This is a genomic window from Bacillus sp. RC251 (assembly GCF_044908765.1).
GTDB classification, from domain to species: domain Bacteria; phylum Bacillota; class Bacilli; order Bacillales; family Bacillaceae_G; genus Bacillus_A; species Bacillus_A wiedmannii.
The window spans coordinates 38,328-62,447 of record NZ_JBIYDP010000015.1; the positions used below are offsets into that span (position 1 = coordinate 38,328).

The following is a 24,120-nucleotide window of genomic DNA, read 5'->3' on the forward strand; positions in this document are numbered from 1 at the left end:
CTAATTCAGTAACAAACGAGAACTCTAAAACCGAGCTAGGATAGGAATGTACAAATTAGATCTATAGCACAAAAAAGAAGGTTCCTCTGTGAGAATATGGTTCCCCTTTTCGGTGCTACCGATAATAAGACGTTATGTTAACCAAGCATGTATATCCTATACATTCAAAAATCCTAACAAATCGATTCTCCCAAATGGTACAATTAAGAAAAAAGAAGTAGACAGGTTATAAGCCAAAAAAACAGGTTAGTCTTATATCATCGATTTAACATGGCTAGCAAGTATTGCATTACATTACTTTGGGAAAACCTTGCTAAGTTGATTCCAAATCAGGTTACTTCCTTAAGTATCTATATCGTTATGAATTTGATTGCACTGGGAGCCAATCTAAAGGATTTTATCGGATTAAAAAGAAAAAATATTCAGAGGAAATCACATCTCCCTCAAAATAGGGTAAAGTTTGCTGCGCAACATGAATTTCATTGAATTAAGTGTAGGAGGAATTTGGATGGATAAAGTACAAAAAAATAAAAATAAAAACAAAGCCCTGTTGTTATTGATTTATCTTAGTTTAGGATTGAATCTCATCACAGCTCCATTAGCATTGTTTATAGGCGGGATGACAACAGACCCTCCAGGCAGTACTGAACTTGATTTTTTGAAAGGATTTCTCTTCATTCAAGCAATACCACTTTTTATACTGTTTATATTTTTGGCATGGTACTCTATCCGTAAGAGTAAATATGCTTATGCTGGAATAGCCTTTTTTTTGTCTGTTATCATACTAGGTACCCCTATTGTTTGGATATATGATATGTATAATTCTTTCGCTAAGAAGGTCTTTTTAATATCTGATGATTACAAAGGATGTGTGGGTGTCCTTTATAACATCAAGGATGCACCACCCCTAAAAATTGAAGATAAAAAAATTATATATCAAGTAACTAAAGATGGACTATTGAAAACATCATCGAATGAAAGGATTGGTAAGAAAAGTGACCTTGATTCTGGATGGTATAATGTAAAATACTATTATGTAGACAAAAGCGGAAACCAAGTTAAGAGGTTAGAAGAAGGCAAAGATATTCACAATACATCACTATCATCGCAAGCTGGATTGACATATTCGCAATTCTTTATAGGAACAAAGAAAGAAGCAGACAAACATCCACAATTCTCAATGTGTTTTAACGAAAAACAACAACTACAAATTGATCATAAGTAAGTCATTTATTCATATCGATGATTAAGAGGAAGCATCTGCGGTAGCCCCAAGTCGAGTATAATCCTTTATTAATGTGTTTTATACATCCAATCATATTTAATGGAGTGGTTTTGAAAGATGGAACTTCCGCTAACGATAATTATGTAAATGAGCTGTCCATATGGGCAGCTTATTGTATTTTTTGCTTAGCGTGGTTTTTTTCAAAAATGCTGGCGGTACCCCATGCCCATCAAGCTAAGGTTGGGTATTCCATGAACTTCCGTTCTTGTTGCCTACATGCTTGATATTTTGTTTATTTGTTTTTAAAAATACGCATTCCAAATAAACCTTGATAAGGTGTATTTTTAAAGGTTATGCAGTTTTCTGCTTTTGATTGGATACAGTGCACTGATAAACAACACCTAAAATATCAAAGACTGTCTTTTTCTCATATCGATGGGATTTCCGTCCGTTTTTCTGTAAGAGGTCAAACAGACGAAGGAAAATTTTTGATACTTTTTGGGTGTCTTGTTGTATAGCTTCATATACTAAGTACAGATGATCTTGAATCATATAAATTGCTTTATATTCACTTAATTCTTTTTGTTTTTTTTGTAGTAACAGCCGTCGCATTTTGAACATAGTGGAAGAACAAAGAAAAATAGCGATTAACTGTCCATAAAGATGACATTCTAGACGCTCTCGCTTAATATTGTGACAATGATTGATACCAAAAAGAGATTTCCATGTTTTAAATACAATCTCTATTTGCCAACGTAGAGAGTAAATCTCGTGAACATGTTCCATCGGAACAATTTCCCATGGGATGTTGGTAATATAAACATTGATTTCTGTTAAACGTTTACTTTTTTCAGAGTATGTAACCCCTTTTTTCTTTTCAACATAAGTTTGCTGTTTCCTACGTTTATGAACTTGAGTTGATGTGAGTCTGTATATTACAACTCGTGAGGGTAATTTTTGTTGTCCAACATAGGCATTTCGAATTTCATAAGTATCTCCCGGTTTTATCTGATGCATGATATGTTCAAGGTCAAGTAAAGCATATAAAGATTGCTTTTTTACTGTCCCATCCCGAAAGAATTCTGGAGATTCATTTTTCACATATACTCTATTATTTAATTTCAACCGCGAAACATAGAATACCCCTCGTTAATCCATCTGGTCTAAATCTTTTAGAGAAAAGTATCCTAAATCTCGAATACATAAATCTCCTGGTCGTAGGGTATCCAAACATTCTGTACCAAAGGTTTTATCATTATTTTTACCTGGTTCCATTTGAAAATTGAGGAATTTCCCACTATGTAAATCATACTCTAGTTGAATCTTAATACCAGCTGTTTGTGCACATCCTCCTGAACCAGGATAAATAGGGGCTAAATGGTTGGGTACTTGAAAAATAGTAGCATCTAAAATACGTATACGTTGAAAATAAGAAGTGTATTGGTTTAGGATTTGAGACGAATCGTTTAGTTTGCTTTTGATTAAAAGGGAAAATACCCGCTGTAGAAAGAAAACAGCGCATCGGTTAAAACGTTGATTAAGTCCTTCAGGACTCATAAGTGTAGCTGTATTTGCATAAAGCTGAATACATAATCGATTAAGAGAATCGCTTGCTACCTGCTGACTAATCCAGATACATAAAGCGGCCAAATCTCGTGCGCCATACTTACTTTTACGTTTTACAAAACCTGTCTCTTGTGCAAGTTGTTGAAGAATATGTGGAGATAGATATCGCTGTAGTTCTTCAGCGAACAAGTGAAACTCATCTTGAATCGATAGATTCATACAAATACGCCATCCTTTCTGTATATTTCTACAAAAAGAATAGCGTATTTTCATTGTTTTTTGGGGTTAATTTCTTAATTTTCATGAGAATGTATTTACAAACCCAAAATATGGTTGACAATTAAGGATTACATTCGTAATATTGATTTGTAGATTACAAATGTAATACAAGGGGTGAAATTTTATATAATGAAAGAATTACCTAAAATATCGGAAGCTGAATTAGAAGTTATGAAAGTTCTTTGGTCAAAATCTCCTCAAACTGCGAATGAAGTGATTGAAGCGCTAGAGGTAACGACGGACTGGAAACCGAAGACGATTCGAACGCTTATTAATCGATTAGTCCACAAAGAAGCTGTTTCTTACCATCAAGACAAAGGGCGTATGTATGCCTATTATCCTTTGGTGTCGCAAGATAGTTATTTACAAGTAGAAACAAAATCCTTACTCAAACGGTTCTATGGTGCGGCATTTAAACCTTTACTTGTGAATTTCTTAAAAGAAGAAAAGCTGTCTTCAGAAGACATTAACGAACTTAAACGAATTCTGGATGAGAAGAATGAGGAAAATCAGAGGAAGGATAGATCATAATGATAGATATGTTTGTAAACGTCTATCTACCTCGCTTTTTTGATTGGGTGATAGAAACCTCCATTATGGCAAGTATATTAGTTGGTCTAATCTTATGTGTAAAAATCTTACTTAGAAATAAGTTAACCCCACGATGGCAGTATCTATTATGGATGATATTAATTGTAAGACTTTTATTGCCATGGTCACCAGATAGTTCCTATAGTATCTATTCTATCCTTTCGTACAGTAATGGAACTCCAGTTATCTTTCACCAAGACCCTGTAACTGTTTCTCCTACAAAAGAACTTATGCAAGGATCGGCAGATATAGGTGATACAAAGGTAATCACAAATGAAGATACCTATACATCTAGTCCAACACAAAAAGCTGAAGAAAGTAAGAAACAAACGCACAATAATGAAAAGCAAGATGATGAGACGTTTTCATTTTATACAATCCTTTTATATATTTGGCTTACTGTAGTTATCATTCTGAGCTTTACTACCATCATTATGAATAGGCGTTTATTACTCTACATAAAAAAACAACCTGTAATTACAGAACAAAGAATTGTTAAAATCTTTAAGAACTGCAAACAATCTATGTCCGTTCAACAGGATATCCCACTACTTTTGGCTGGGAAGATTTCAAGTCCAACTGTGTTCGGATTTATTCGGCCAAAGGTGCTATTGTCAAGTGTACATATGAAAGTACTAGATGAGCAACAGTTGCGATACATTTTTCATCATGAATTGGCTCACATCAAACGAAGAGATGTCGGAGTAAATTGGCTTATACATGGCTTACTCATTCTAAATTGGTTTAACCCAATTCTTTGGTATGCCTACTCATGTATGCGAGAAGATCAGGAACTGGCATGCGATGCGTTCGCTCTTACATTTATAGATTCAGAGGAACAAATTGCATATGGTCATACTATTATTAGTCTTTTAGAACATTACTCAAGTTATTATCAAGTACCAGGCTTAGCAAACTTAAGTAGAAATAAAAGAACATTAAAAAGGAGAATTCTTATGATTAAAAAGTTCAAAAAGAACTCTTATCGTTGGTCTGCATTTGGAGTTGTTGCTTTTATCGCTGTATCATCCTTCTCTTTATTAAATGCACGTGCAGATGAGCCAAATAAGCATCAGAAAGAACAAACATTAGAAAAAATCAAAACAAAAGAAACCCAAAAAGAAGAAGATGTTGCTATTCATACAGTTGTAGAAAAGATAATCGGTACAAAAGAACAGGCACATGCTGAATTAAAGATTTCAGAAGAACAATATAAAGAAATGATTGACAAAATAGCAGCGGCTAAAAAGTTTTTGACAAAAAAAGAGTTTGATACATTAGTGAAATTGCAAGAAGATTGGTTTACTCTCCAAAAAAAAGAAATAGCTTTAGGGGGGATGTTAAATGAAGAAGAACAAAATAAACTAGAAACAAACGGGAATTCTCAAGGTCCACTTTGGGTAAAAGTTAGAAAACATTTCCCATCTACAATAGAAGATGCGAAAAAGCTAGTTGATTTTCCGATAAAAAAACCAAATTATATGCCAGAAGGATACCATCTAGTGAAAGAACAGGTTGACTCAGACATTACAATAGAGAAACCAAAACCTGTAGTTAGAACTGAATATGTAGATGGGGATGATGGTCAAATCATCATCGAACAATCAGAAGTCCTAGAAGCAAAAAAAGATCCTTGGAATAGAAAAGGATTCCATATGTTTGAAGAATATGAACTACAGTTTGTACAAGGTATGGAGATGCTTGGTGGAAACCAAGTGACCTTTGGTAAGTCCAGTGATAGTAATATAATAGGAATGAAGATGATTGTTCCTGCGAAAGATGGAAAAAGTGCGTATCAAATAGTAATCACCGTTAGTATTTTAAATAAAGCTGAATTAGAAAAGGTTATGCTTTCCATGCTGAAATAGGAAATAGTGTTCTAGTTTTTCTTGACCAGGTCAAAATATGAAAGCGATAGAGAGAGGAAATAAAATGAATATAGTGAACTTACGTCCTAAACAGCGCTCTAAGTATCGTATTATGCTAGGAACATGGTATTACTCTACAAAGAGGTACATCCAGTGGTTAGCAGACGGAAAAACATACGCAAAAACTTTACAACAAGAAAAGTTACCCTGTACAGCAATTCAGCACCGAACGATACTACTTCGTAAGCTCAAGGATGTAGATATGTGGTATCAACAGAATAAAGTTGTTAATTTAAAGATTGCCATTAAACAGCTAGATGGTATCGTCATTAGACCGGGAGAAACATTCTCTTACTGGCGTTTAATAGGTAAGCCTACTAGGAGAAAAGGGTATGTAGAAGGTATGATACTACACTATGGATCTTTTCAAGCAGGCATTGGAGGAGGGCTTTGTCAGATTTCAAATTTAATATATTGGATGACCTTACATACACCACTGACAGTAACAGAGCGATATCGCCATAGCTTTGATGTCTTTCCTGATTCCAAGCGGACTCAGCCGTTTGGAAGCGGAGCGACTTGTTCCTATAACTATTTGGACTTACAAATTAAAAATGAAACGGACCAATCGTATCAACTTCACCTTTATATCACAGATAAACATTTAGTTGGTGAATGGAGAACAGCCTATCCGCAGCTTTATCAATATGAAGTTTATGAAAAAGAACACTCAATCCAATCTGCATACTGGGGTGGTTATATACGACATAATGTTATTCAACGTAGAGTATATAGCCAACAGAAACAGTTTGTAGAAGATCAATATGTAACGGAGAATCACGCTATAATGATGTACGAACCATTATTAGCTTGTAATAACGCGGATAGTGGAGATTAATATAGCACACCAGTAGTTTATCCGGTTCTGGTGCAAAAAATAATGTCATTGTGTACACTGGCATTATGCATAAAAAGTACGTCACTCTTTCTCGTTAATATAAAAGAATAGTAACGTGCTTTTAACTTCAAGAATAGTCTAAATCCTTAAGTTGATGGATGTGTATGGTGACCCCTAATAGGAATGTTTACTTACTTGCACTAAAATTAACTTATTCTTCAAACCAAAACAGCACTTCAATAGGTGCTTTTAAAACTTTCGCAATATCATAAGTAAGTTTGAATGAAGGATTATATTTACCATTTTCGAGATTACCAATCGTTTCTCTTCTAACACCAACCTTGTTAGCTAAATCTTCTTGAGACATATTTAGCCGTACCCTATATTCTTTCATTCGAGTCTTAACTGGCATTTTGCATCCCTTTCTTTTCTCTATGTTCAAATATTTCAAGACTAATTAGGAATGTACCGAATGGTATGAAAAGCGAAATTGTAACAAGGAATCTAATTACAGCTAAATTTTCCAAAATCAAAACACTTAATGTTACTATAATGCCCAGTATGAGTCCTACAAAAAATGCTCTTGTAGCGGCGATACGAACATGCTGTATAAAGAGCTCATCAGGTACAACCTTTGCATACATAAAGAAGAAAAAGAAACCGAAAAAATAACCTACAACCGATGAATAATCACCTAAAAATGCGAACGGGCTTAAAAAGCCAAAAAAACCGAGAAACCCCAAATAAGATAATTTATTTTTCATTTAATCCCTCCTGCGTGATGTATTTCACTCTTTATGATAAAAATATATCACATTGATTAAGAAATAAAAAGGTCCTATGGTTCATTTTTATAAAAAGGCACGATTTTTTTATAAACAGTTAATCTTTTTTCAAAACGGTTAAACTTTGTTATAAACGATTCAACTTTCTTTCAAACCCACAATTAATTACCAAATAATTGTGGTTCACCTTGAATAGAAAGAATAACGTTTTTTTACACTTGGGGGTAGTCGGATTTCTTAAGTTGATGGGCATGTGGCGGTACCCAAAATACCAAATATATTCATGAAATAATTGATCTACTTATAAAAAGGTATGTAGAAAATGAACTATCTTCGGATCAAAAAAGAAAATTCGAATTGCTGACGGAATTATAAAACAACAAAAGTACCACTACATTAGAGGTACTTTTTATTTTGTATCTTTATTGTGAATTTGAAACAAAGTTGTATAAACCCTTTATCTTAAAATTTAGTTATTTTTAAATATAAATATTAAAAATACACCAAATGAGGTAAATTCTATGAAAAAGCTTTGCACTATTTTATTCTCTATCTTTTTACTACTTATTCTCTCTAGTTGCGGACGAGATATTTTAACTAAGGATACTATTGAAGACGGGTTCACACATCGAGTAGACTTTGAAAATAAGTTAAAAGAATACTCAAATGGCATGATTGAGATAGAAGATTCAAATATAGAGTATCGTGATAAAGAAAACGATCGTATCTATAAAGCAGACTGGAAAGGATTTGAAATTTATTCCACAATGGGTAAAAGTGATTGGCTGTCAAACTCCTATACGATTACAACTGAAAAACTGGTATTTGAGGATAAGACAGCTAATGAGCAGTATCGAAAACTAATGGAAATCATCATTCGTATTGCAGACCCAAAACTCACTATTGAAGAAGTAAATAAGCTAATAGATAGTGGAGTAGACTTAAACGAGGTAAAAGATGGGAAGGGTTTCTACTACCAACTAAAGGTAGGTCAAGACCCAGTAAACAACATTGACTTTATGATTGTACCTAAAGGTGGATGGTAATTGAAGAATGAATAGAAAGAGATAAGATTCTTAGTTGCGGTCTTAGTTTTTTGTTCTTTTAACTGATATCATTTTTGAAAAAACATGTTAAGCAAAATACAATGAGCTGTCCATATCTGCAGCTCATTTACATACTTATCGTTAGCGGAAGTCATTTTAAAATTCTATGTGTGGATTTTTTCTTTGCCCTTGCGGATAAACCACCATATCAAAGCTACAAGTAGTAGGAGGAGCGGTATTCCCTGAATAAAGAGAAATCCTTCCCAAAAATCAAGTTCAGTACTATATGGAGAGTCTGTTGCCATCACACCTATAAATAAACCCACTGGAATTGTGCATAGATTTACCCCTAAACTGACCATTATGAATGTTAGATTTTTATCCTTAGTTTTCGGTGAATCAGAATTGAAGAATGAGAATACTGCAAGGCCGATTATAAAATACAGTATTACATAAAGCTGATTAAGATATCCCATAATATTCCTCCGTTATCCTAATTGTACCATTAGCAAGGCCTATTTTGTGTACATTTGGATGAATAGGATATGCATATAAAGTTAACATAACGTAACATTATTGATAGCAAGAAAAAAGTGGATCCCTACTCTCACAAGGAATCCACCTATTCATTATATGCTTCTATATTTGTTTTGTTTTCTTTGCTAGTGCCAACTTCAAAAAAGCTGCAAGTAGTATGAGAAGCGGTATTCCCTGAATGAAGAGAAATCCTCCCTAAAAATCAAGTGCAGTACTATCTGGAGGGGCTGTTGCCATCCCGCCTATAAAAAAAAGCCATTGGACTTGTGAGTAAATTTATCCCTAAACAGACCATTATCAACGATAGGTTTTTAGCCTTAATTTTTGGTGAACCAGACTTAAAAAATAAGAATATTGCAGTGCCGAATATAAGAAACAGTGTTACATAAAAATTTAACATAATATCCCTCCATGACTTTTTTACAAATGGCTGTATTTACGTGTGCATACAGTAATTTTAGAATGGCTTATCTGTTCACTAAACAAAAAACATAAGAGGCCTCACCATACATGTCCATCTCCCGAAAAGAGGGAATAAGAAAAAATAACGTTTTTTTGTACTTAGGGGTAGTGAAAATTCTTAAGTTGATGGCGATGTATGGTGACCCCTAATACAACGATTATTGTATTTTAAATAAGGAACGACTTCTCACAAGAGAGTCCCTTTTTCATCTTTAAAAATGGTAAAATGTAGTTTAAGGAAGGGTAAGAATGAAAAATGAACATAGGGGGATTTAAATAAGGGATGGGAAAAAAACCTAACTATGATTGTATGAAGTATATAATAGAAAAGGGAGAACTTGAATGAGGAAACCAAAAGTAACTGTTTTTATCTTTTTACTGAGCATATCACTATTCCTATTAAGTGGTTGCTCTATAGACACAAAACTATTAGAAAAACCAATAGGAGATTATTTGTCCGAAAACTACGGGATAAAGAATGGGGATTTTAAAATTCTTGCTGCTGATAGTGGGTTTGGAGCTTCTGATCAACAGACTTACGTGGAAATAAAAAAACCATACCGCACTCTTGCTTATTTACTTGTAGACAAAGAATCATATGAAATAGTTAAAAATGGAAGCGATGATGTTTTTCTAGAAATATTTAAAGGAGCTTATGTTGAACAACATCGTGATGTTTTGAAACAATCCGATAAGATAATAAAAAAGTATAACTTATTAAGTGAATTCTCCTATCGTAAAAATAAACCAAATTTCTATTACTATTTAGATATACATATAGATAAAGAAAAAGAAAAGGAATTAATTGAAAATTTCAAACGTGATCAAAAAATAAACACTGACAATATAATGAAAATGTTAAAAGATAGTAAACCTAGAGATCATGCTAATTATACAGGAGTTATCAATTTTAATTACTATTACAATACCTACAAAAATAGTGAAACTGTTCCCAATGCTCAAAGTATTATCGATGATTTCGAAAAGAGCCACGTGCTAACAGAGGGCATTTATAAGATAGCTGTTGTGACCATGTATTCCAGCCCTAATGAAACAACCATAGGAGGAACGGACAGTCGTAATAATAATGTCATGTTTACCGTGGATAAACAAGGGAAATTTGAAATATTAAAAACAACTGTAGATTCTTGATAAAATACGTCAATTGTTGTGTTTTAAAAAAGGGTCCACTTCCCACAAGGAAGAGGGGGCACTGAAAAAGTCCTCATGGTTTAAAAAGTGAAACCGACTTATGAGCAGCCCTTTCCTTTTTGAGGATACAAAAAAAAACGCCCATCCATCTTTAAAGAAATAAAAAAACCAGCTATATTATGCAAGGTTCTGGTGCAAAAATAGAATAAAAGATAATAAAGCGCATAGATTCCTAACGGAATCATATCTTATGTTGCAAGTCCAAACAATTGATGGATGAATTCTTTCTGATTTTGGACAGACTGATCCTGTAAATCAACCTGTTCTTTTTTAATCATATGCATGGCTTCTACTCCAGAAAGAATGGATGTAGCTGTGTCAAAACATTTGAATCCTAGCATAGAGCGTACTCGTTTCTTAATAAAACGATGATCTTGTTCCACAATGTTATTCAGATATTTTATCTGCCTGATTTGGATGCCTAGTGGCATCTTTTTTTCTTCCTTCAATTTTTCTATGGCTATTGGATAAGCTGGATTTTTATCAACTGTAATCACACGAAGTTTAGAGGCATGGAAAGACCGCAAAGCTTTCTTGAAGAATCGCTTTGCAGCCTTTTGGTCTCTTGTTTTGCTTAGATAAAAATCGATTGTGTTTCCTTTCGAATCAACAGCACGGTACAGGTACATCCATTGTCCTTTAACTTTGATATATGTTTCCTCGACTCTCCAAGAGTCATTGGTTTGCTTGAGGTGACGACGAATTCGTTTGTCCAATTCAGGACCATACTGATGAACCCAACGCATAATCGTGGTATGAGAAATAGATAAGCCCCGTTCCTCCATCATTTCCACCAAATCACGAAAGCTTAGGTTGTACCGTAGGTATCATCTTACCGTTAATAAGATAATATCAGTCTGATAGTGCTTCCATTTAAACGGATTTTCCTTTTCCATACTGATCACGCACCTTTTTTAGAGTTATACTATCAGTATGTCCAAGATTAGGAGATTACTTGCAAGGATTTTGGAGTTTTTGCACCAGAACCACCACTTTAATTTAAATAATTTATATTGAACTCCCATTCAAGTATTATTTTTCCTAATGAATAATTGGTATATTCTGTCTTACTCCACCTTTTCGGGGGATGGGCAAAAACACCCATATAGTGTCTCATTATCAGTAGCAAGAAAAAAGCGGATCCGTACTCTCAAAAGGAATCCAATCTCTCTTTTTCTATAACTATATTTTTATATGGGGTAGCACCCCATCGCTATCAAGCTAAAAAGGACGGGTTACCTCAAAACAATAAAAACGAGCATAATACACAAAATTTTCGTTTTGGGGTATTTCAAAAAATTTTAAGTTGATGGGCATGTGCCGTACCCCTATTAAAGTGGAAATTTCTCAAACGAAACTTTAATATATATAATTAATATTCTATTCATATTAAAAAATTGAAAAGAGGTGGCACTTTGAACAAATGGGCTATATTATCTTTATTGTGTGTACCCTACGCTCTTTTAACTATAATAAATGAGGATACATTAGAGATAGGTGGATCAGCAAATATCTTTTGGAAAATTGGTTTATTTGCACCGCTTATAGGCGTTTTATTTTCAGCTGGAGCCAGTAAGACTTACCAACGCGTTATGCTTGCAATATTTAATTTAGGTTACTATTTTGGGCTTTACATCTATATGCTATACACTTTTTAAAATACTCTTTTTATATTCGTTTTGTAAAAATATATTTAGGGGAGAAAACAATGAAAAATAAAATACACTATTTATCAATAATTTTCACAAGTCTTGTTTTTTTATTTTTATTTATAAAAGCATTAGGATGTATCTTTTGGATAAATGGTGCACCAATAGACAAATGGGTAGCTTGGATTAGTTTATTTGCTATTCCTACTTTCATTTATTATTCTTTTCCAGGGCAAAATTTCAAAAAAACACAAAAAATGGTAACTGTAATTATCATAATAGTTCAATTAATATGGCTAAAATGGGCAATTAATCAATCTAAATATTATGTATATATTAACAGTAATAACATTCTCCCATCTCCATATATAATTCAGGAGACTCCAAATTCAGATATTCCTATTTCTCTTGGCCAAAGGCTTTTAACTGACTATACATTTTATAAATCAATTAATTCATATCTATATGTAAAAGAAAATGTCACAGAAAGTGATCGAGGCATTGTTGATTGGATAAAACATTTTGATAGCAAAATAAAAGAAGAAAAAGACGGGCGCATCTATATAGAGACTTATAAGGGAAAATTATTTTTCAAGTAAATTGTAAAAGGGAGAACTCAATGTGAAATCTCCCTTTTAAGACTCTCAATCGCTATAGGATAGACCGGATTTTTGTCTACTGTAATCATATTGGGTTTTGGAGCATGAAAAGATTGCAAAGATTTCTTAAAAAAGCCATTGATACTAGCTATTATTTTTGGAGAAACAACTTACAAAAAAGATAATTATAAAAAGTCGATTCCTTATTTGAGATAAGGAATCGACTTTCAAATAAATCATATACTCGTTCTGGTGTCGATATGTATTTATTACAAATTACCTTTAACTTTTCCAACGATCTCGTTTATCGTATTTCGATCTAGCTTGTCACTAATTTCGAATAGCTCACGATCTCCTACTAATTGTACGCCTACGATGTCGTTGCGGTCTTTACCGTATTGCACTTCAATAATAGATCCGCGCTCTATTTGTTTCCAAATGTAACCAGCTTCATCTTTATTGTCTAAAGTAATACAGTCCTCAATGTTTTCATTGATTCCAATTAACATATTATCGTCAATATACCCAATCTCGTATTGTTGACGCTCTTTCGCTTTGCCGCTTACTAAAATACCCGCACGACCATATGAGTAATCCAAATAGTCTGCTTTCGGCTCTTGTGCCTCAGCTTTTTCAGTAGTGCCACAACCGGTAATAAGACCAATTGGCATAACTGCAATTAATACTACTCTAGTAAATTTCTTTATCATCTAAAACCAACCTTACATGTTTAAGTGAAAATTCCATTTATTCCCTCATTAAAGGATAACATGATACTACGGGGAAAGCAAAACGAAAAAATGAGCTGACTTCTCAAAATAACTAACTATAGAGAAAGAAAATTTTTATTTAGGGGGTACTTCAAAATCTTAGTTTGATGGCAATGCGATTTTACTTCCGCCTGCTAAAAAACATTCGTAATGATTGTTAATATTTGTTAACATTAAACAAGAAGTGCTTGTGAAGGATAACATTCCTTTCATAATAGTGCTTTTTGTTTTTTGATTTATTTTATAAGGATAAGAGGGAAGATATATGCGTTCTAAGAAGTACAATACCATAGCATCAAGCTGTCTAATTTTGTTTCTTGTTTGTTGGATCCTGCTATCTACATATGGTAAATACAATTATACTGTTGGTGATTTCACTCCAGCTGATGTGAAATTAACCGTTGGACTGGATATTTTACAGATGACTCTCCTTTTTATGTCTTTGGTCTTCGGCTTGATAGCATATGCTTTACAAGACGAAGGAGGCTACGCAGGGATTAATATTATAATATCCCTCGCTTTGTTTGTTTTAACAGGTATGAGTGATATTTTAACAATTTATATACTGTTTACTGAGCCTGTCCATTTACAAATGTTATTTAAGTAATAATCTTACTTGAGCTTGAATTACCTTACCGAAATGAAGAAATAGAAGTACTATAAATGTACAGAGATAATAAAGTTGTTTTAAAAATACCGGTCATTTTATTCAGTAATTGGGCCAGATTATGAAGTGATTTTATTAATTGTTTCGTTAAGAATGTAAAGAAGTGGACTTTAGCCAACCTGGCAGTTTAGTTGAATGGGAATGTTATAATATTATTAAAATTTTAGAAATGTAGGGTAAAAAAATGAAGAGTACTAAAAGATTGATTCAAGTTATCTTAGTAAGTACACCAATCCTAATTCTTAGTGGATGTTTCTCTAGTTTCTCTAAAGATGATCTGAATCAACCAATACAAGAATATTTAAAATCAAACTATGGAATACAAGGTGGGTTTTCTGTTGTTGAGACAGATAATTATTGGTTTCAAGGGGTTGACCATCAAACTTATGTAGAAGTGAAAAAGCCATATCGTGCTTATCCGTTTCTAATGATTGAAAGAGGTACTTGGAAAATTTTAAATGATGACAGTGACGATATCTATCTTGAACAATTCAAGGGTGCATATATTGAGCAACATCCAGAAGTAGTTCAAGTAATTGAACAAATCATAAAAAAATATGGATTAGTGAAATATCCTAATAAATTTATTTCGGTAGAGAATGGTCCTGTTTATATATTTCCTTACGACAACCTTGAGTTTAATATAATTTATTCTTAAGAACTACTTGATGATTTTAAAAAGACCCAAAAGATAGATACTACTAAACTTTTACCTACATTAATACCAAGTGACCCCCGACGTGAAAATTATAATGTCAGGTATTTAGGTGTAGTAAATTTTCTATTTAAATTTGACATGTCTAAAACTATTCCAAAGGCCCAAGATCTAATTGAGGACTTTCAAAAAAGTGGAGTATTAACAAAAGGGATATACAACATAGATATGTTAGTAGATGATTCAAATGGGGGATCGGAATATAATAATGTAGCTTTGTTTGAAGTTGATGAAAATGGTAAATACACTATAATTGCTTCTCCTAAATACGGTGAGTTAGAGAACACTTACTTTTATGGTGATTATGCAGCAAAAAAAATATAAAATAGAACTTTAGGTTGAATTATCCCAAAGTCCAATCGCTTATTTAATTATGTAGACGAAATAATTATTTTCCCTAAAAAATATTGGGGACTTAAGGGGATAGAATGAATCTTCTTCAACAATTGGGCGCTATTTTTGAATAAACCTTAGATTTTCAAACGACTTTATTGTTATATTTTTGAGTAAAGTTAAGTATCTTATATCGAAAATTAAAAAACTATATTTTAACCCCGTCCTAAATTTAGAACGGGGTTATGCTTGTTTTAGGTTTAAAAATTTAATAACTTTGTTGTCTTTTTACAATAAAGGGTACCGCCCACATGCCCATCAACTTACGAAAAATAAAAGCCAAAACGAAAAAAATTAGCTGACTTCTCAAAGTAACTACCTATAAGGGGGCACCATATCATTTAATGTTAAGACTTGTAGCGCTTAACCATAAATACACATAAAAAGAAACCAGGCGGTAGTGAATATCAAAAATATTAAGGAAAAGTGTATATTAGGAACCAACAATTTTGCGTGATCTTTATTTTTTTTCAATGCCATAGTTGAAGAAATAATGGCGATAACTAATGGGAGCATTAAGGCATAAATTATATATGTGAGATCACGTCCAGTATCTAAATATGGTTCACCAGGGTGAATATAAATAAGTTCATAATGATAAGTAAAATAAATATACAAAGCTATACAAAATATGAAATTTGCTCCTACGGCAACCCCAAAAGTTGTATTGTTTAATCTTTTCATCTGTCTACTCCTTTAAGTAATCCCTTCCTAATATTACAGCAAATAAGAAAATTTTACATCGTAATATTATGTTGAATTCAAATAAAAAAGGGTTCAGTCGAGATGCGTGTAATTTAAGGTTATGGGCTATATTTTATTTCCATTATCAGATTTCGGTGTAACAAAAAGCTGTTTTACTAATAATGTTACGAATTATTTTTGATACAGTATTTTGTTACAGCTAGTTCAATAATTAGGATATTTCATATTTTCAAACACAAAACGTAACAATAACGAACGCGTTTATGTTACAAATGTCTCTGAAAAATAACGTCTGGAAAAAAATGTATCACTATGACCTATTTTTACACGTATCTCGGCTGTACCCCATCCTGGGGAGCATAAAAAAAACAACAAAATACTAAACTTTAGAAGTTAAATAAAGGATAATCAAAATGTAAAAGACAATCAAGTTATTAAATTTTAAAACCTAAAACAAGCATAACCCCGTTCTAAATTTAGAACGGGGTTAAAATATAGTTGTTTCTGTAGTACTCACATTTCTTTAAACACTACAGAAACAACTACGTTATTTTTTAAACATTTTTATTATTTGTGAACACCAAGGTTTCCAGTAGGAAGTGTCTTAATTTAAAATTGGTGATGTGCTAGCCCTTATGAGGGCATTTCGCAGGACTGTTCCAATATGTGTTACTATTTAGTTGTTACATCAATAAATACTAAAATAAGGTAAAGTGTATAGGGATGAAGAGACTAGCGATAAGTTTAGTATATGAAAAAACTAATTTTACTGGTCAGTGAAGGGGGATCTGTATTTGATATGTTAAAAGATGATATCATTTTGGATAAGCTGCAGCAATTTGTTTCTGGGGAATCTATGCAACGCCAAAGTACGAAGAGTAGCCTTGCTGATTTTATACTGTCATCTGGTGAAACGTCGAAGGCAGCAATTTGGATAGTTAGCTATATCGAGAGCTTATGTCATGACAAGCATGATAAGGGTGTTTACACTCAAATGAACAACCCTGAATTAATTGCTGATTTGTTAGAAGTGGCTTATGAAAGTCTGAGTAGGGACGCTGATCTGCAACCATACGTTACGCAAATCGCAAGATTATTGTATATTGACAAGAAGGCACGTGACACGTTAAATTCTGAACGATATGTTCAGTATTGGGCAGCTGTGATGTTGGATGAATTAATTTCCTTAAACGTTTCTCTGCCACCAGAAGTAGTAGAGCTGGTGTTATCGGATTATTATAGATCGGATATACCAACAAAAGAGTTCATTTGCAGTATATGGAGGAGAGTGGCTGAAAGAGGCATTAATATATCCAATCATATAAATTCACTTGTCATTAATGTTAAGAACCACGAATCTTCTACTCTCACTAATAATAGTATACTAGCTTTATGGGCATGCATTCGCAGGGGATTCTTTGATACACCTATCCCTTATAGTAATCAAACTTATCACGTATGGCTTTGGCACATGACTACAAGCTGTGTAGATAAACTGAAGAAAACATACGAGGAACCTATCCGCTCAGTGGCAGTGGGCTGTCTTCTTGAAACTGCAAGGATATACCCGGAGGTTCAATCTTTGATTCTAGAATGCATGGATAAATGGGGAATTGCAGAACCAAAGCGTCCACGTAGTGATTTTCAACGAGATTTAAAAGAGCTTTTTTTACGTTGCGAAAATCATCCAGGCATAAATTGCTTACCAGAGAATTATGTTATTACTAAAAGAGGAATCATGTCGAGTGCTAAATCTAACTCGTAATTCAAATAACGTAAGTATCGTAAAAATCGCTATTTTTTTATAGTCTATTTACGCAATTTATGTTATCTTTTCATATGTTAATTACTTACAATTTTTTGAGAGGGGTATATGTCAATGAAACGTAAAATTTTATCTTTTTTAGTAGTTCCAATGTTAATGTTAACTGGGGTTGGATGTGAGACTAAGGTTAAGAAAGATGAAGCAATGGAAGCTTCTGTTAAACAAAATAAAAAAGAAGACTTTAGTAAGAACCTAGAATATTTAATGAAAGATTTCTCCGAACAATCTAAAGAAATAGACGGTATTGTAAAAAGTAGCAAGTCAATGAAGAAAAAGTCAGAAAAGTTAAAAGAAGTATCTAAACCTTATTTAGAGTTAGTGGACAAAATAAGTAAGTTAGAGTATGAAGAAAAAGATCACCCAGTACAACAAAATGTAGGTGTAGCGATGATTCATGTAAAAGATGGAGTGGCAATCATACAAGAAAGTTTAGATAAGGGTAAAGAAAATGAAGTTGATGCTGGGGTTGAAAGATTAGAGACTGCTTCTAAGTTAATAGATAAAGCAAACAAGGAATTAAAAAAATCTAAGTAACCTAACTATAGGAAATAATGCAGAGATTATGATTCTAAGAGGATTATTCTTTTCTTTGTGTATAATCTATATATCCATAGAGTAACGAGAAGATAGAGCTTTTCCTTAGCAATTAGGTTGTTTCTACGCGTTATTACGTATTAATATAATGATTTGTTTTTTTCTCAGTTATGCAAACCTTGATGCTGGGTAAATAAAAAAGGTGAATCCCTTGTGATAAGGAATTCACCTTTTATGGTTTTAAAATTCAATAAATGTTTTTAGCTATCGCATATACACGATTTCATTAACTTTAGGGTTAATCTATATACTTACTTTAAGAATAAAAAGGATAAGATGCTTAGGATAATCATTGAGGATAAATTAAAAACCCCATGAGCTAACCAAGCTGATAGGAATCCTAATCTTAAAAAAAGTAAAGCATTAATTATACCTGGAATGAAATATGCATAGAAATTTGATATGTCAGGACCATGTAATAATGCAAACCCTAAATTAGTTATTAATATCCAACCCCATATATATAAGGGATTTTTATGTGTAAATAATTGATTATAAATTTTTTCAACCCATGAAAACTTTACTTTAAGATCAGCGAGTGCCAAAAATATTCCGGCGTAAAGCAAATATCTGAAAAATATTTCTTCTTGAAATGGTCCAATAACAGTAACTAAGAAAAGAAATCCTGCTTTTGTTATTTCTGTTGTATATGTTATTTGATCTGTTCCTCTGCTAATCATTTCATGACCTAGCAGAGTAGGAATAAAGCTTATAGAAGTCACGATAAATTGCATTAGTATGCCAATTATGATTGGGAGACCTATAGTTAAATATAGTTTGTTTTTATGGAGAATAAAGCGACTTTTGAAATCTTTTCTTATTGTAGGGAATATGAAAATCCCCGCTAATAAAACTGAAAATAAATAGAGAGACTCAATAGCATTTTTATTATTAGAAAGTCCTAATCCTGATAGTTTATCTGCTAATACAAGAAGTAAGAAAAGTAAAACAAAAGTAACTAGAAATAAAATAGGTTGAATAGCGTTACGTATAAAAGTCAAAAAAGTTCCTCCTCATAGAAAAGATATTAAAACCTCACGAATCCTAATCGTTTTACAATTTATTACATAACGAGTTGCTTAAATTTTAGCATTTTTAATATTGATTCATTAAAATAGATTTGAACATTCTGTCTGTTTTAATTGAAAGGAGATTGAATTATGGTGATTTTGCCCTTATCACTCCTTTTCGGGGATATGGGCAAAATCAACCTATCAATAATCTGAAGGTAACATCATAATAAAACTTTTACCGTTATCAATAATCCATATACGGTGTGCTAATGGAAGTCTATCCACTTTTACATCTGTTTTGGAACGTATCTCAAAACCTGGGCTTTCTGGTTGATAATTTAATACTAAATAATTATCCTCCAATTTTAAATCAAAGATGTGTTTATAGCTTAATAAAGAATTGTTTCTTAAAAGTATTTGTGTTTTAAAAAAATCCCAAATGCTTTTAGTTATTATTGAAGGAAGAATTTTATCTATACTTGCAGTTCCATAACTATGACGGTAAATATTACGTATTTTCATATTGTATCCTCCTTTTCAAAACCAAAGGAGATTGAAACATTTAAGGATAAATCTAATGATGGTACATGTAAATTACCCCAAGTATCTAATGGATCATGCCCATCTATAACATATCTTTCCTCAATTCTTGCTAAATAATAGTTTTCATTTCCAATGCAATTTAGCCAATAAAATAATAGTAAAATAGATTCGCTATTTTTAGTATGATTTATGTTTTCTCCTAGTTCCTCTGGCATATCCCACTTAAAATCCGTCCAATGCCATAACAGACTGTGTGGCAGTGTATTTTTTGTCTTTGCCTTATTCAGTAATTCGTGCACTTTTTCTACTGATTCAGAATTAGTTAATATTTCATTCATAGATCTTAATAAATCTGAATTCCTTATAATTAACACAACATTTGCCATGTGCTTAATACCTCCTAAAGTGTTCTTCTTAAAATTTCACGTACCATATGTTTAATATATTTTTGAAAATATGGTAATCAAGGGAATGCTGTCCTTGAAAGGACGGAAATATCATTTAGAATTTCACACGTAATTACGTAAAACATAATCACAATCGCTACATATATCCTTATATGATTTACCGTGTATGGTTTTCTTTTCAAATAGTTCAATTGTCTCGACATAATAGGAACAATTTGTACATTTTTTAAAGTGTAAATCCAATTGATCGATAGGTAATTTATTTTTATATAGCCAAATATCTAGATCAAATTGTATTAGTTTTTTAATTCTTGGAAATTTCATAGTAGGAGTTTGGGATTTAATATTAACTATATTAAGCATGAAAGACCTCCTTAATATAATTCTGATTCACCCAAATAATCTGGGTGAATCAGAAGCTTTATCCAAGTATTTAATCTTAAAATTTCATCAAAGTTAAATAAAAAAAGGATATTTTTACTATTAATAAGTGAAAAACGAATTTTTCTTAAATACGAATAAAGTCATGGGTTCTAATATGGAAATCTTCTTGTTTTTGAAACATAATCATCTCAGAATACCCTTCACTCTTTTTTATTTTGTTTATAAAATTATTTAATTTTTTTTGATCATAATTTTCTAATTTCCAATATGCTAACTCATTCTTTATCGACCAGCCTTTTAAATAATTTTCGCGGAGACCAACTACTATTAAGATGAAATCCTTATTCTTTTTACTAATCTTTTTATATACCTTTTCCAAATTTACATATCCAAGTAGTAATGCAAATAGCATTTCTATATCACCAGACATACTGGAAATGAAATTTTCATGTTTGGCATATGCAAATAATCTTTGCTTAATAACGGTTAAATCATAATTACTAAATTCCAATACCATTGGGCCGCCCCAATCACCATCAGATATATAGCCAGCTTTATTTCCATCTATATATACCACTGCTTGCTGAAGTGGTTCACCCTCATGTCCACGTTTAATTGTGTAAGTCTTGATTTCAATCCCGTTAATACTTGCCATTTTTATTCCCCCTGGTTTGTATGATTTAATTTTTAAATATCCGTCAAATAATCTGTGAATAAATAGATTCAAATTTCTTGCGATCATTTATCGTTCCAGATAACTCAAATTTCATTAATACGGGTACGTTGTATTTTTCAGAGATAACATCAGCACTCTTTGCAAACATGTCTCCCCAATTGCGATTGCCACTTGCTGCAACGCCTCGTAAGTGCTTAAAATTCTTAGTTAAGAAGTCTTCTACAAGTTGTGGCACTTGACCAAAACCTGTTGTGTAAGTAACGAGTATAAAATCCTCTTCAAGGAGTAAATTGTCAGTAATTTTTACTGACTTTATATTTGGTAATGATTTTATAAACCGTTCAACATTACTTGTCTTAGATGCAAATGCCACTAACATAAAAGTACCCCCTTGACTATTTTTAAAAGCAGAAAAGGGGCATATTCCAATTGAATATAACCCCATTTTGAAACTATAAAATTTGGTTTTTACCCAGGTCCTAATTACTGATAGTTAGTTGTTCATTTAAGTCTTCTATTATGGATTCTTTAGTTGATTCCATCCCGACAGGAATAACAACTCCATATATAACACCCTGAATTAACCCATCTGGATAATTCGGAGTATCTTTAACTCGTTCTAATAAAAATTCAGCAAACTCTTCAATTGTTTCATCATCTTGAGCGTAAAATTGAATATTTCCAAGAAGGACTAGTTCCGGAGTCTCTGGACTTTGTTGCATTGGCACTAGTTCCTGCATTAATGGTTGACGTATTTCTGGTAAGCAATAATCTAAAAATATGCCTATTGTCGAAATAACCATAGTATCCATGAAAGAAGTAATTATCAGATCTCCTTTCATTCCATAAACACGAATTGCTGCAGCTATTTGACGATAATCTTCGCTATTCAAATACCCTTGAAATTCACCATTTAAATATAAACTAAATAACTCATTATTATTTTCAAACATATTATAATTCCTCCTTATTATCTTTAATAATATTTCTATCATCTTCATAATGAATTGCTGCTGCATCTGAAAATTGGTCCAACAGAAAGTGAATTTGTCTGTCTAGCAGCATAATATCGTCAAACACATGACTTCCAAAGTACATGCTAATCGATGTAATACTTTCAAAGTTAATACTCAATTCATATTGCCCTATCTTACTGTTGAAATAGAAAGTTGACTTTTGCTGCGTATTTTGGAATTTATGACGAACTTCGGTTTTTTCGAGAAGATTTCTTTCTTCAAGTTTCGGAGCGATAAAACGATATATTGCTTTAATGAGACTTGAAGAGAGTATTTCCATCATAAAAGTAAAAACTTCTGGATTCTTCTTGTAGATTCGATTATAGGAATCTAAAAAAAGCATCGTTTTTGTAAATTCAATTTTGTCATTAGAGAACTTTTGAATTTCAGCATTTTCGTGAAGTGAACAACTGTCCCAGTAAGTTTCATTTAGCAGCTCAATAAAATTATTCATCTTAACTCCCTCCATAATAAAAACTCCTCAAAATTGAGAAGTCTGTTCATTACGCATACATGCGTTTAATATTTTCTTACTGTGTTTCTAATCGGAATTCTTCGTAGTCATTTCTTAAAAGTAGGTATTGTTTTGAAATGATTTCTTGAATGTCTTCATGTACTAGATCCTGATTCTTAGTAAGTGCATCATTTTTTAATTCTGGCCATGTTTTACCGCATTCATCTAATACGAATTCATTAAAACTCATTTATTCTCTCCTTTCTAGACAATACAAAAAGCCCTTCAAGGATACTGGATAGTAAGAACCAATGCATTTTGCATTACATTCTTCTTTCAAGTAACCCGAAGGGCTTATGTGTATTGAAATTGATTTAAAAAATAAAAAAGGTGTATATAACAAATAATATCTCAAATTTCTGAAAATGTAAATTGATTATAAAGAATTCGTTTTAGAGTTTGATAAATATAATTTATAAGAAGTAAATATGAAAAAGTTAGAGAATTATCTTAGTTATCAAATAGATTCTGCCTATACTTTAAGTAGAGCCCAATTTATTAAATTTAAATAGTTTATATGTTCATATATAGAATTTTGAAGGGGGTATATTGTAAATGATTCCAACGTCAACATACGTGGCTAAATGGGTATTAGATGACTTAACACTTGCATCAAGACCAAATCAGGGGATCAAATTAAGTACATTTAAAAAATTAGAGAAACTTTATGTAGAATACAGAGAAATGATTGAGGGGGATACTAGCTTTGAAATTACGCATTATTTGCTAGAGTTTATCAATCCGCATAATCTCTTTGTAGTAAGAGAGGGTTACTATATATTTGATAATAAAACGATGAAATTTATTAAAGTATCGGATGACATCCATTTTTCAAATCAAAGCTTAGCGTACTGTAATAATGGAGTTGCAGTGGATTTAATAAACGGAAAAATGCATTTTTTAGAAGGTCATTATTATAAAGTTAAGACCTCATATGTTGATTTATTAAAAGGAGAAACTATACCTGTAATGGTATTAAGTCATTTAGATAATAATGTTGGAGTATCAGTTCCTTTGACAATGTTTAATGAGGAAAGAACTTTTAAAATTTCAGAGAGTTATATAGTGGATCTCTCCTCGAAAAATTGTAACAATGAGAGTGAATTTAGTGAAAAGGGAAACGTAGTGCGATTTCTAAAACCATCTATTGTGTAGTTAAGTATATATGTTAATTAAATTCA

At 32.3% G+C, this 24,120-nt stretch carries 25 protein-coding genes and 5 pseudogenes; 13 read left to right on the forward strand and 17 right to left on the reverse strand.

Going from position 1 to position 24,120, the window contains the following annotated elements; genetic code table 11:
* The first annotated feature begins 508 nt into the window (after positions 1-508).
* A complete protein-coding gene (locus ABH961_RS26745; RefSeq protein ID WP_098192050.1) occupies positions 509-1,225 on the forward strand; it encodes a DUF6843 domain-containing protein in 717 nt (238 codons plus the stop codon).
* A gap of 351 nt (positions 1,226-1,576) precedes the next feature.
* Here the strand turns inward: ABH961_RS26745 and ABH961_RS26750 are convergent.
* A pseudogene (locus tag ABH961_RS26750) lies at positions 1,577-3,010 on the reverse strand (IS4 family transposase).
* Between the two features lie 186 nt (positions 3,011-3,196).
* On the opposite strand from ABH961_RS26750, the gene ABH961_RS26755 reads away from it, so the two are divergent.
* The 3 genes from ABH961_RS26755 to ABH961_RS26765 all read left to right on the forward strand — a co-directional run bounded on the left by ABH961_RS26755 (position 3,197) and on the right by ABH961_RS26765 (position 6,427).
* Complete coding sequence (locus ABH961_RS26755; protein WP_371399502.1) at positions 3,197-3,601, forward strand: BlaI/MecI/CopY family transcriptional regulator; 405 nt, start codon at positions 3,197-3,199, stop codon at positions 3,599-3,601.
* Positions 3,601-5,529, forward strand: a complete 1,929-nt coding sequence (locus ABH961_RS26760) for a M56 family metallopeptidase (protein ID WP_098831908.1) — start codon at positions 3,601-3,603, stop codon at positions 5,527-5,529. The genes ABH961_RS26755 and ABH961_RS26760 overlap by 1 nt, the downstream gene beginning before the upstream one ends.
* A 64-nt stretch (positions 5,530-5,593) precedes the next feature.
* Positions 5,594-6,427, forward strand: coding sequence for a VanW family protein (locus ABH961_RS26765; RefSeq protein WP_098068025.1), 834 nt, complete (start codon positions 5,594-5,596; stop codon positions 6,425-6,427).
* Positions 6,428-6,638: 211 nt separating this feature from the next.
* Here the strand turns inward: ABH961_RS26765 and ABH961_RS26770 are convergent, their stop codons facing one another.
* Positions 6,639-6,839 carry a helix-turn-helix transcriptional regulator gene (locus tag ABH961_RS26770; RefSeq protein ID WP_098068024.1) on the reverse strand — a complete coding sequence of 67 codons (201 nt, stop codon included), beginning with the start codon at positions 6,837-6,839 and terminating at the stop codon, positions 6,639-6,641.
* Positions 6,829-7,191 carry a DUF3796 domain-containing protein gene (locus ABH961_RS26775; RefSeq protein WP_098068023.1) on the reverse strand — a complete coding sequence of 121 codons (363 nt, stop codon included), beginning with the start codon at positions 7,189-7,191 and terminating at the stop codon, positions 6,829-6,831. Before ABH961_RS26775 ends, ABH961_RS26770 begins: the two co-directional genes overlap by 11 nt.
* A 542-nt stretch (positions 7,192-7,733) precedes the next feature.
* Between ABH961_RS26775 and ABH961_RS26780 the strand changes: the two genes are divergently transcribed.
* Positions 7,734-8,258 carry a hypothetical protein gene (locus ABH961_RS26780; protein WP_098068022.1) on the forward strand — a complete coding sequence of 175 codons (525 nt, stop codon included), beginning with the start codon at positions 7,734-7,736 and terminating at the stop codon, positions 8,256-8,258.
* 164 nt (positions 8,259-8,422) lie between these two features.
* Here the strand turns inward: ABH961_RS26780 and ABH961_RS26785 are convergent, their stop codons facing one another.
* A complete protein-coding gene (locus ABH961_RS26785) occupies positions 8,423-8,734 on the reverse strand; it encodes a hypothetical protein (protein ID WP_098192052.1) in 312 nt (103 codons plus the stop codon).
* Positions 8,735-8,897: 163 nt separating this feature from the next.
* Positions 8,898-9,195 (reverse strand): annotated as a pseudogene (locus ABH961_RS26790) (hypothetical protein).
* 404 nt (positions 9,196-9,599) lie between these two features.
* Between ABH961_RS26790 and ABH961_RS26795 the strand changes: the two are divergent.
* On the forward strand, positions 9,600-10,409 hold the full coding sequence (locus ABH961_RS26795) for a hypothetical protein (RefSeq protein ID WP_404520390.1): 810 nt from the start codon (positions 9,600-9,602) through the stop codon (positions 10,407-10,409).
* Between the two features lie 248 nt (positions 10,410-10,657).
* Here the strand turns inward: ABH961_RS26795 and ABH961_RS26800 are convergent.
* A pseudogene (locus ABH961_RS26800) lies at positions 10,658-11,365 on the reverse strand (IS6 family transposase).
* Positions 11,366-11,884: 519 nt separating this feature from the next.
* Between ABH961_RS26800 and ABH961_RS26805 the strand changes: the two are divergent.
* Positions 11,885-12,127: a hypothetical protein gene (locus ABH961_RS26805; protein ID WP_001045664.1), complete on the forward strand. Its 243-nt coding sequence runs from the start codon at positions 11,885-11,887 to the stop codon at positions 12,125-12,127.
* 50 nt (positions 12,128-12,177) lie between these two features.
* On the forward strand, positions 12,178-12,717 hold the full coding sequence (locus ABH961_RS26810) for a hypothetical protein (RefSeq protein ID WP_000790910.1): 540 nt from the start codon (positions 12,178-12,180) through the stop codon (positions 12,715-12,717).
* 29 nt (positions 12,718-12,746) lie between these two features.
* On the opposite strand, the pseudogene ABH961_RS26815 reads toward ABH961_RS26810, so the two are convergent.
* Positions 12,747-12,851, reverse strand: a pseudogene (locus tag ABH961_RS26815) (IS6 family transposase); the annotation flags it as partial.
* 135 nt (positions 12,852-12,986) lie between these two features.
* Positions 12,987-13,427 (reverse strand): hypothetical protein, encoded by a 441-nt coding sequence (locus ABH961_RS26820; protein ID WP_000591644.1) that lies wholly within the window; start codon positions 13,425-13,427, stop codon positions 12,987-12,989.
* A gap of 325 nt (positions 13,428-13,752) precedes the next feature.
* Between ABH961_RS26820 and ABH961_RS26825 the strand changes: the two genes are divergently transcribed.
* The gene (locus ABH961_RS26825) at positions 13,753-14,094 is read left to right on the forward strand and encodes a hypothetical protein (RefSeq protein WP_001256766.1); all 342 of its coding nucleotides are present in this window, start codon (positions 13,753-13,755) and stop codon (positions 14,092-14,094) included.
* Between the two features lie 244 nt (positions 14,095-14,338).
* Positions 14,339-15,193, forward strand: a pseudogene (locus ABH961_RS26830) (hypothetical protein).
* Positions 15,194-15,625: 432 nt separating this feature from the next.
* On the opposite strand, the gene ABH961_RS26835 reads toward ABH961_RS26830, so the two are convergent.
* Entirely contained in the window at positions 15,626-15,946 is a 321-nt protein-coding gene (locus tag ABH961_RS26835) for a hypothetical protein (RefSeq protein WP_098191745.1), read from the reverse strand.
* Positions 15,947-16,766: 820 nt separating this feature from the next.
* On the opposite strand from ABH961_RS26835, the gene ABH961_RS26840 reads away from it, so the two are divergent.
* The gene (locus ABH961_RS26840; protein WP_098191746.1) at positions 16,767-17,732 is read left to right on the forward strand and encodes a hypothetical protein; all 966 of its coding nucleotides are present in this window, start codon (positions 16,767-16,769) and stop codon (positions 17,730-17,732) included.
* Between the two features lie 108 nt (positions 17,733-17,840).
* Entirely contained in the window at positions 17,841-18,326 is a 486-nt protein-coding gene (locus tag ABH961_RS26845) for a hypothetical protein (RefSeq protein WP_098643158.1), read from the forward strand.
* Between the two features lie 311 nt (positions 18,327-18,637).
* Here the strand turns inward: ABH961_RS26845 and ABH961_RS26850 are convergent, their stop codons facing one another.
* From ABH961_RS26850 to ABH961_RS26885, 8 genes are all read right to left on the reverse strand, one after another.
* Positions 18,638-19,387: a CPBP family intramembrane glutamic endopeptidase gene (locus tag ABH961_RS26850; RefSeq protein WP_098191747.1), complete on the reverse strand. Its 750-nt coding sequence runs from the start codon at positions 19,385-19,387 to the stop codon at positions 18,638-18,640.
* Positions 19,388-19,600: 213 nt separating this feature from the next.
* A complete protein-coding gene (locus ABH961_RS26855) occupies positions 19,601-19,921 on the reverse strand; it encodes a DUF960 family protein (protein WP_098191748.1) in 321 nt (106 codons plus the stop codon).
* Positions 19,918-20,328: a hypothetical protein gene (locus ABH961_RS26860; protein ID WP_098191749.1), complete on the reverse strand. Its 411-nt coding sequence runs from the start codon at positions 20,326-20,328 to the stop codon at positions 19,918-19,920. Before ABH961_RS26860 ends, ABH961_RS26855 begins: the two co-directional genes overlap by 4 nt.
* A gap of 529 nt (positions 20,329-20,857) precedes the next feature.
* The gene (locus ABH961_RS26865) at positions 20,858-21,388 is read right to left on the reverse strand and encodes a hypothetical protein (RefSeq protein ID WP_098191751.1); all 531 of its coding nucleotides are present in this window, start codon (positions 21,386-21,388) and stop codon (positions 20,858-20,860) included.
* A 43-nt stretch (positions 21,389-21,431) separates the two neighbouring features.
* Positions 21,432-21,788, reverse strand: a complete 357-nt coding sequence (gene nrdI, locus ABH961_RS26870; protein WP_098069409.1) for a class Ib ribonucleoside-diphosphate reductase assembly flavoprotein NrdI — start codon at positions 21,786-21,788, stop codon at positions 21,432-21,434.
* 100 nt (positions 21,789-21,888) lie between these two features.
* On the reverse strand, positions 21,889-22,362 hold the full coding sequence (locus tag ABH961_RS26875; RefSeq protein ID WP_000462737.1) for a hypothetical protein: 474 nt from the start codon (positions 22,360-22,362) through the stop codon (positions 21,889-21,891).
* A gap of 1 nt (position 22,363) precedes the next feature.
* The gene (locus tag ABH961_RS26880) at positions 22,364-22,879 is read right to left on the reverse strand and encodes a hypothetical protein (RefSeq protein WP_098191786.1); all 516 of its coding nucleotides are present in this window, start codon (positions 22,877-22,879) and stop codon (positions 22,364-22,366) included.
* 76 nt (positions 22,880-22,955) lie between these two features.
* Positions 22,956-23,129 (reverse strand): hypothetical protein, encoded by a 174-nt coding sequence (locus tag ABH961_RS26885; protein WP_179874563.1) that lies wholly within the window; start codon positions 23,127-23,129, stop codon positions 22,956-22,958.
* Between the two features lie 365 nt (positions 23,130-23,494).
* Here ABH961_RS26885 and ABH961_RS26890 point away from each other — a divergent pair, with 365 nt between their 5' ends.
* Positions 23,495-24,094, forward strand: coding sequence for a hypothetical protein (locus ABH961_RS26890; protein ID WP_062821186.1), 600 nt, complete (start codon positions 23,495-23,497; stop codon positions 24,092-24,094).
* Positions 24,095-24,120 lie beyond the last annotated feature (26 nt).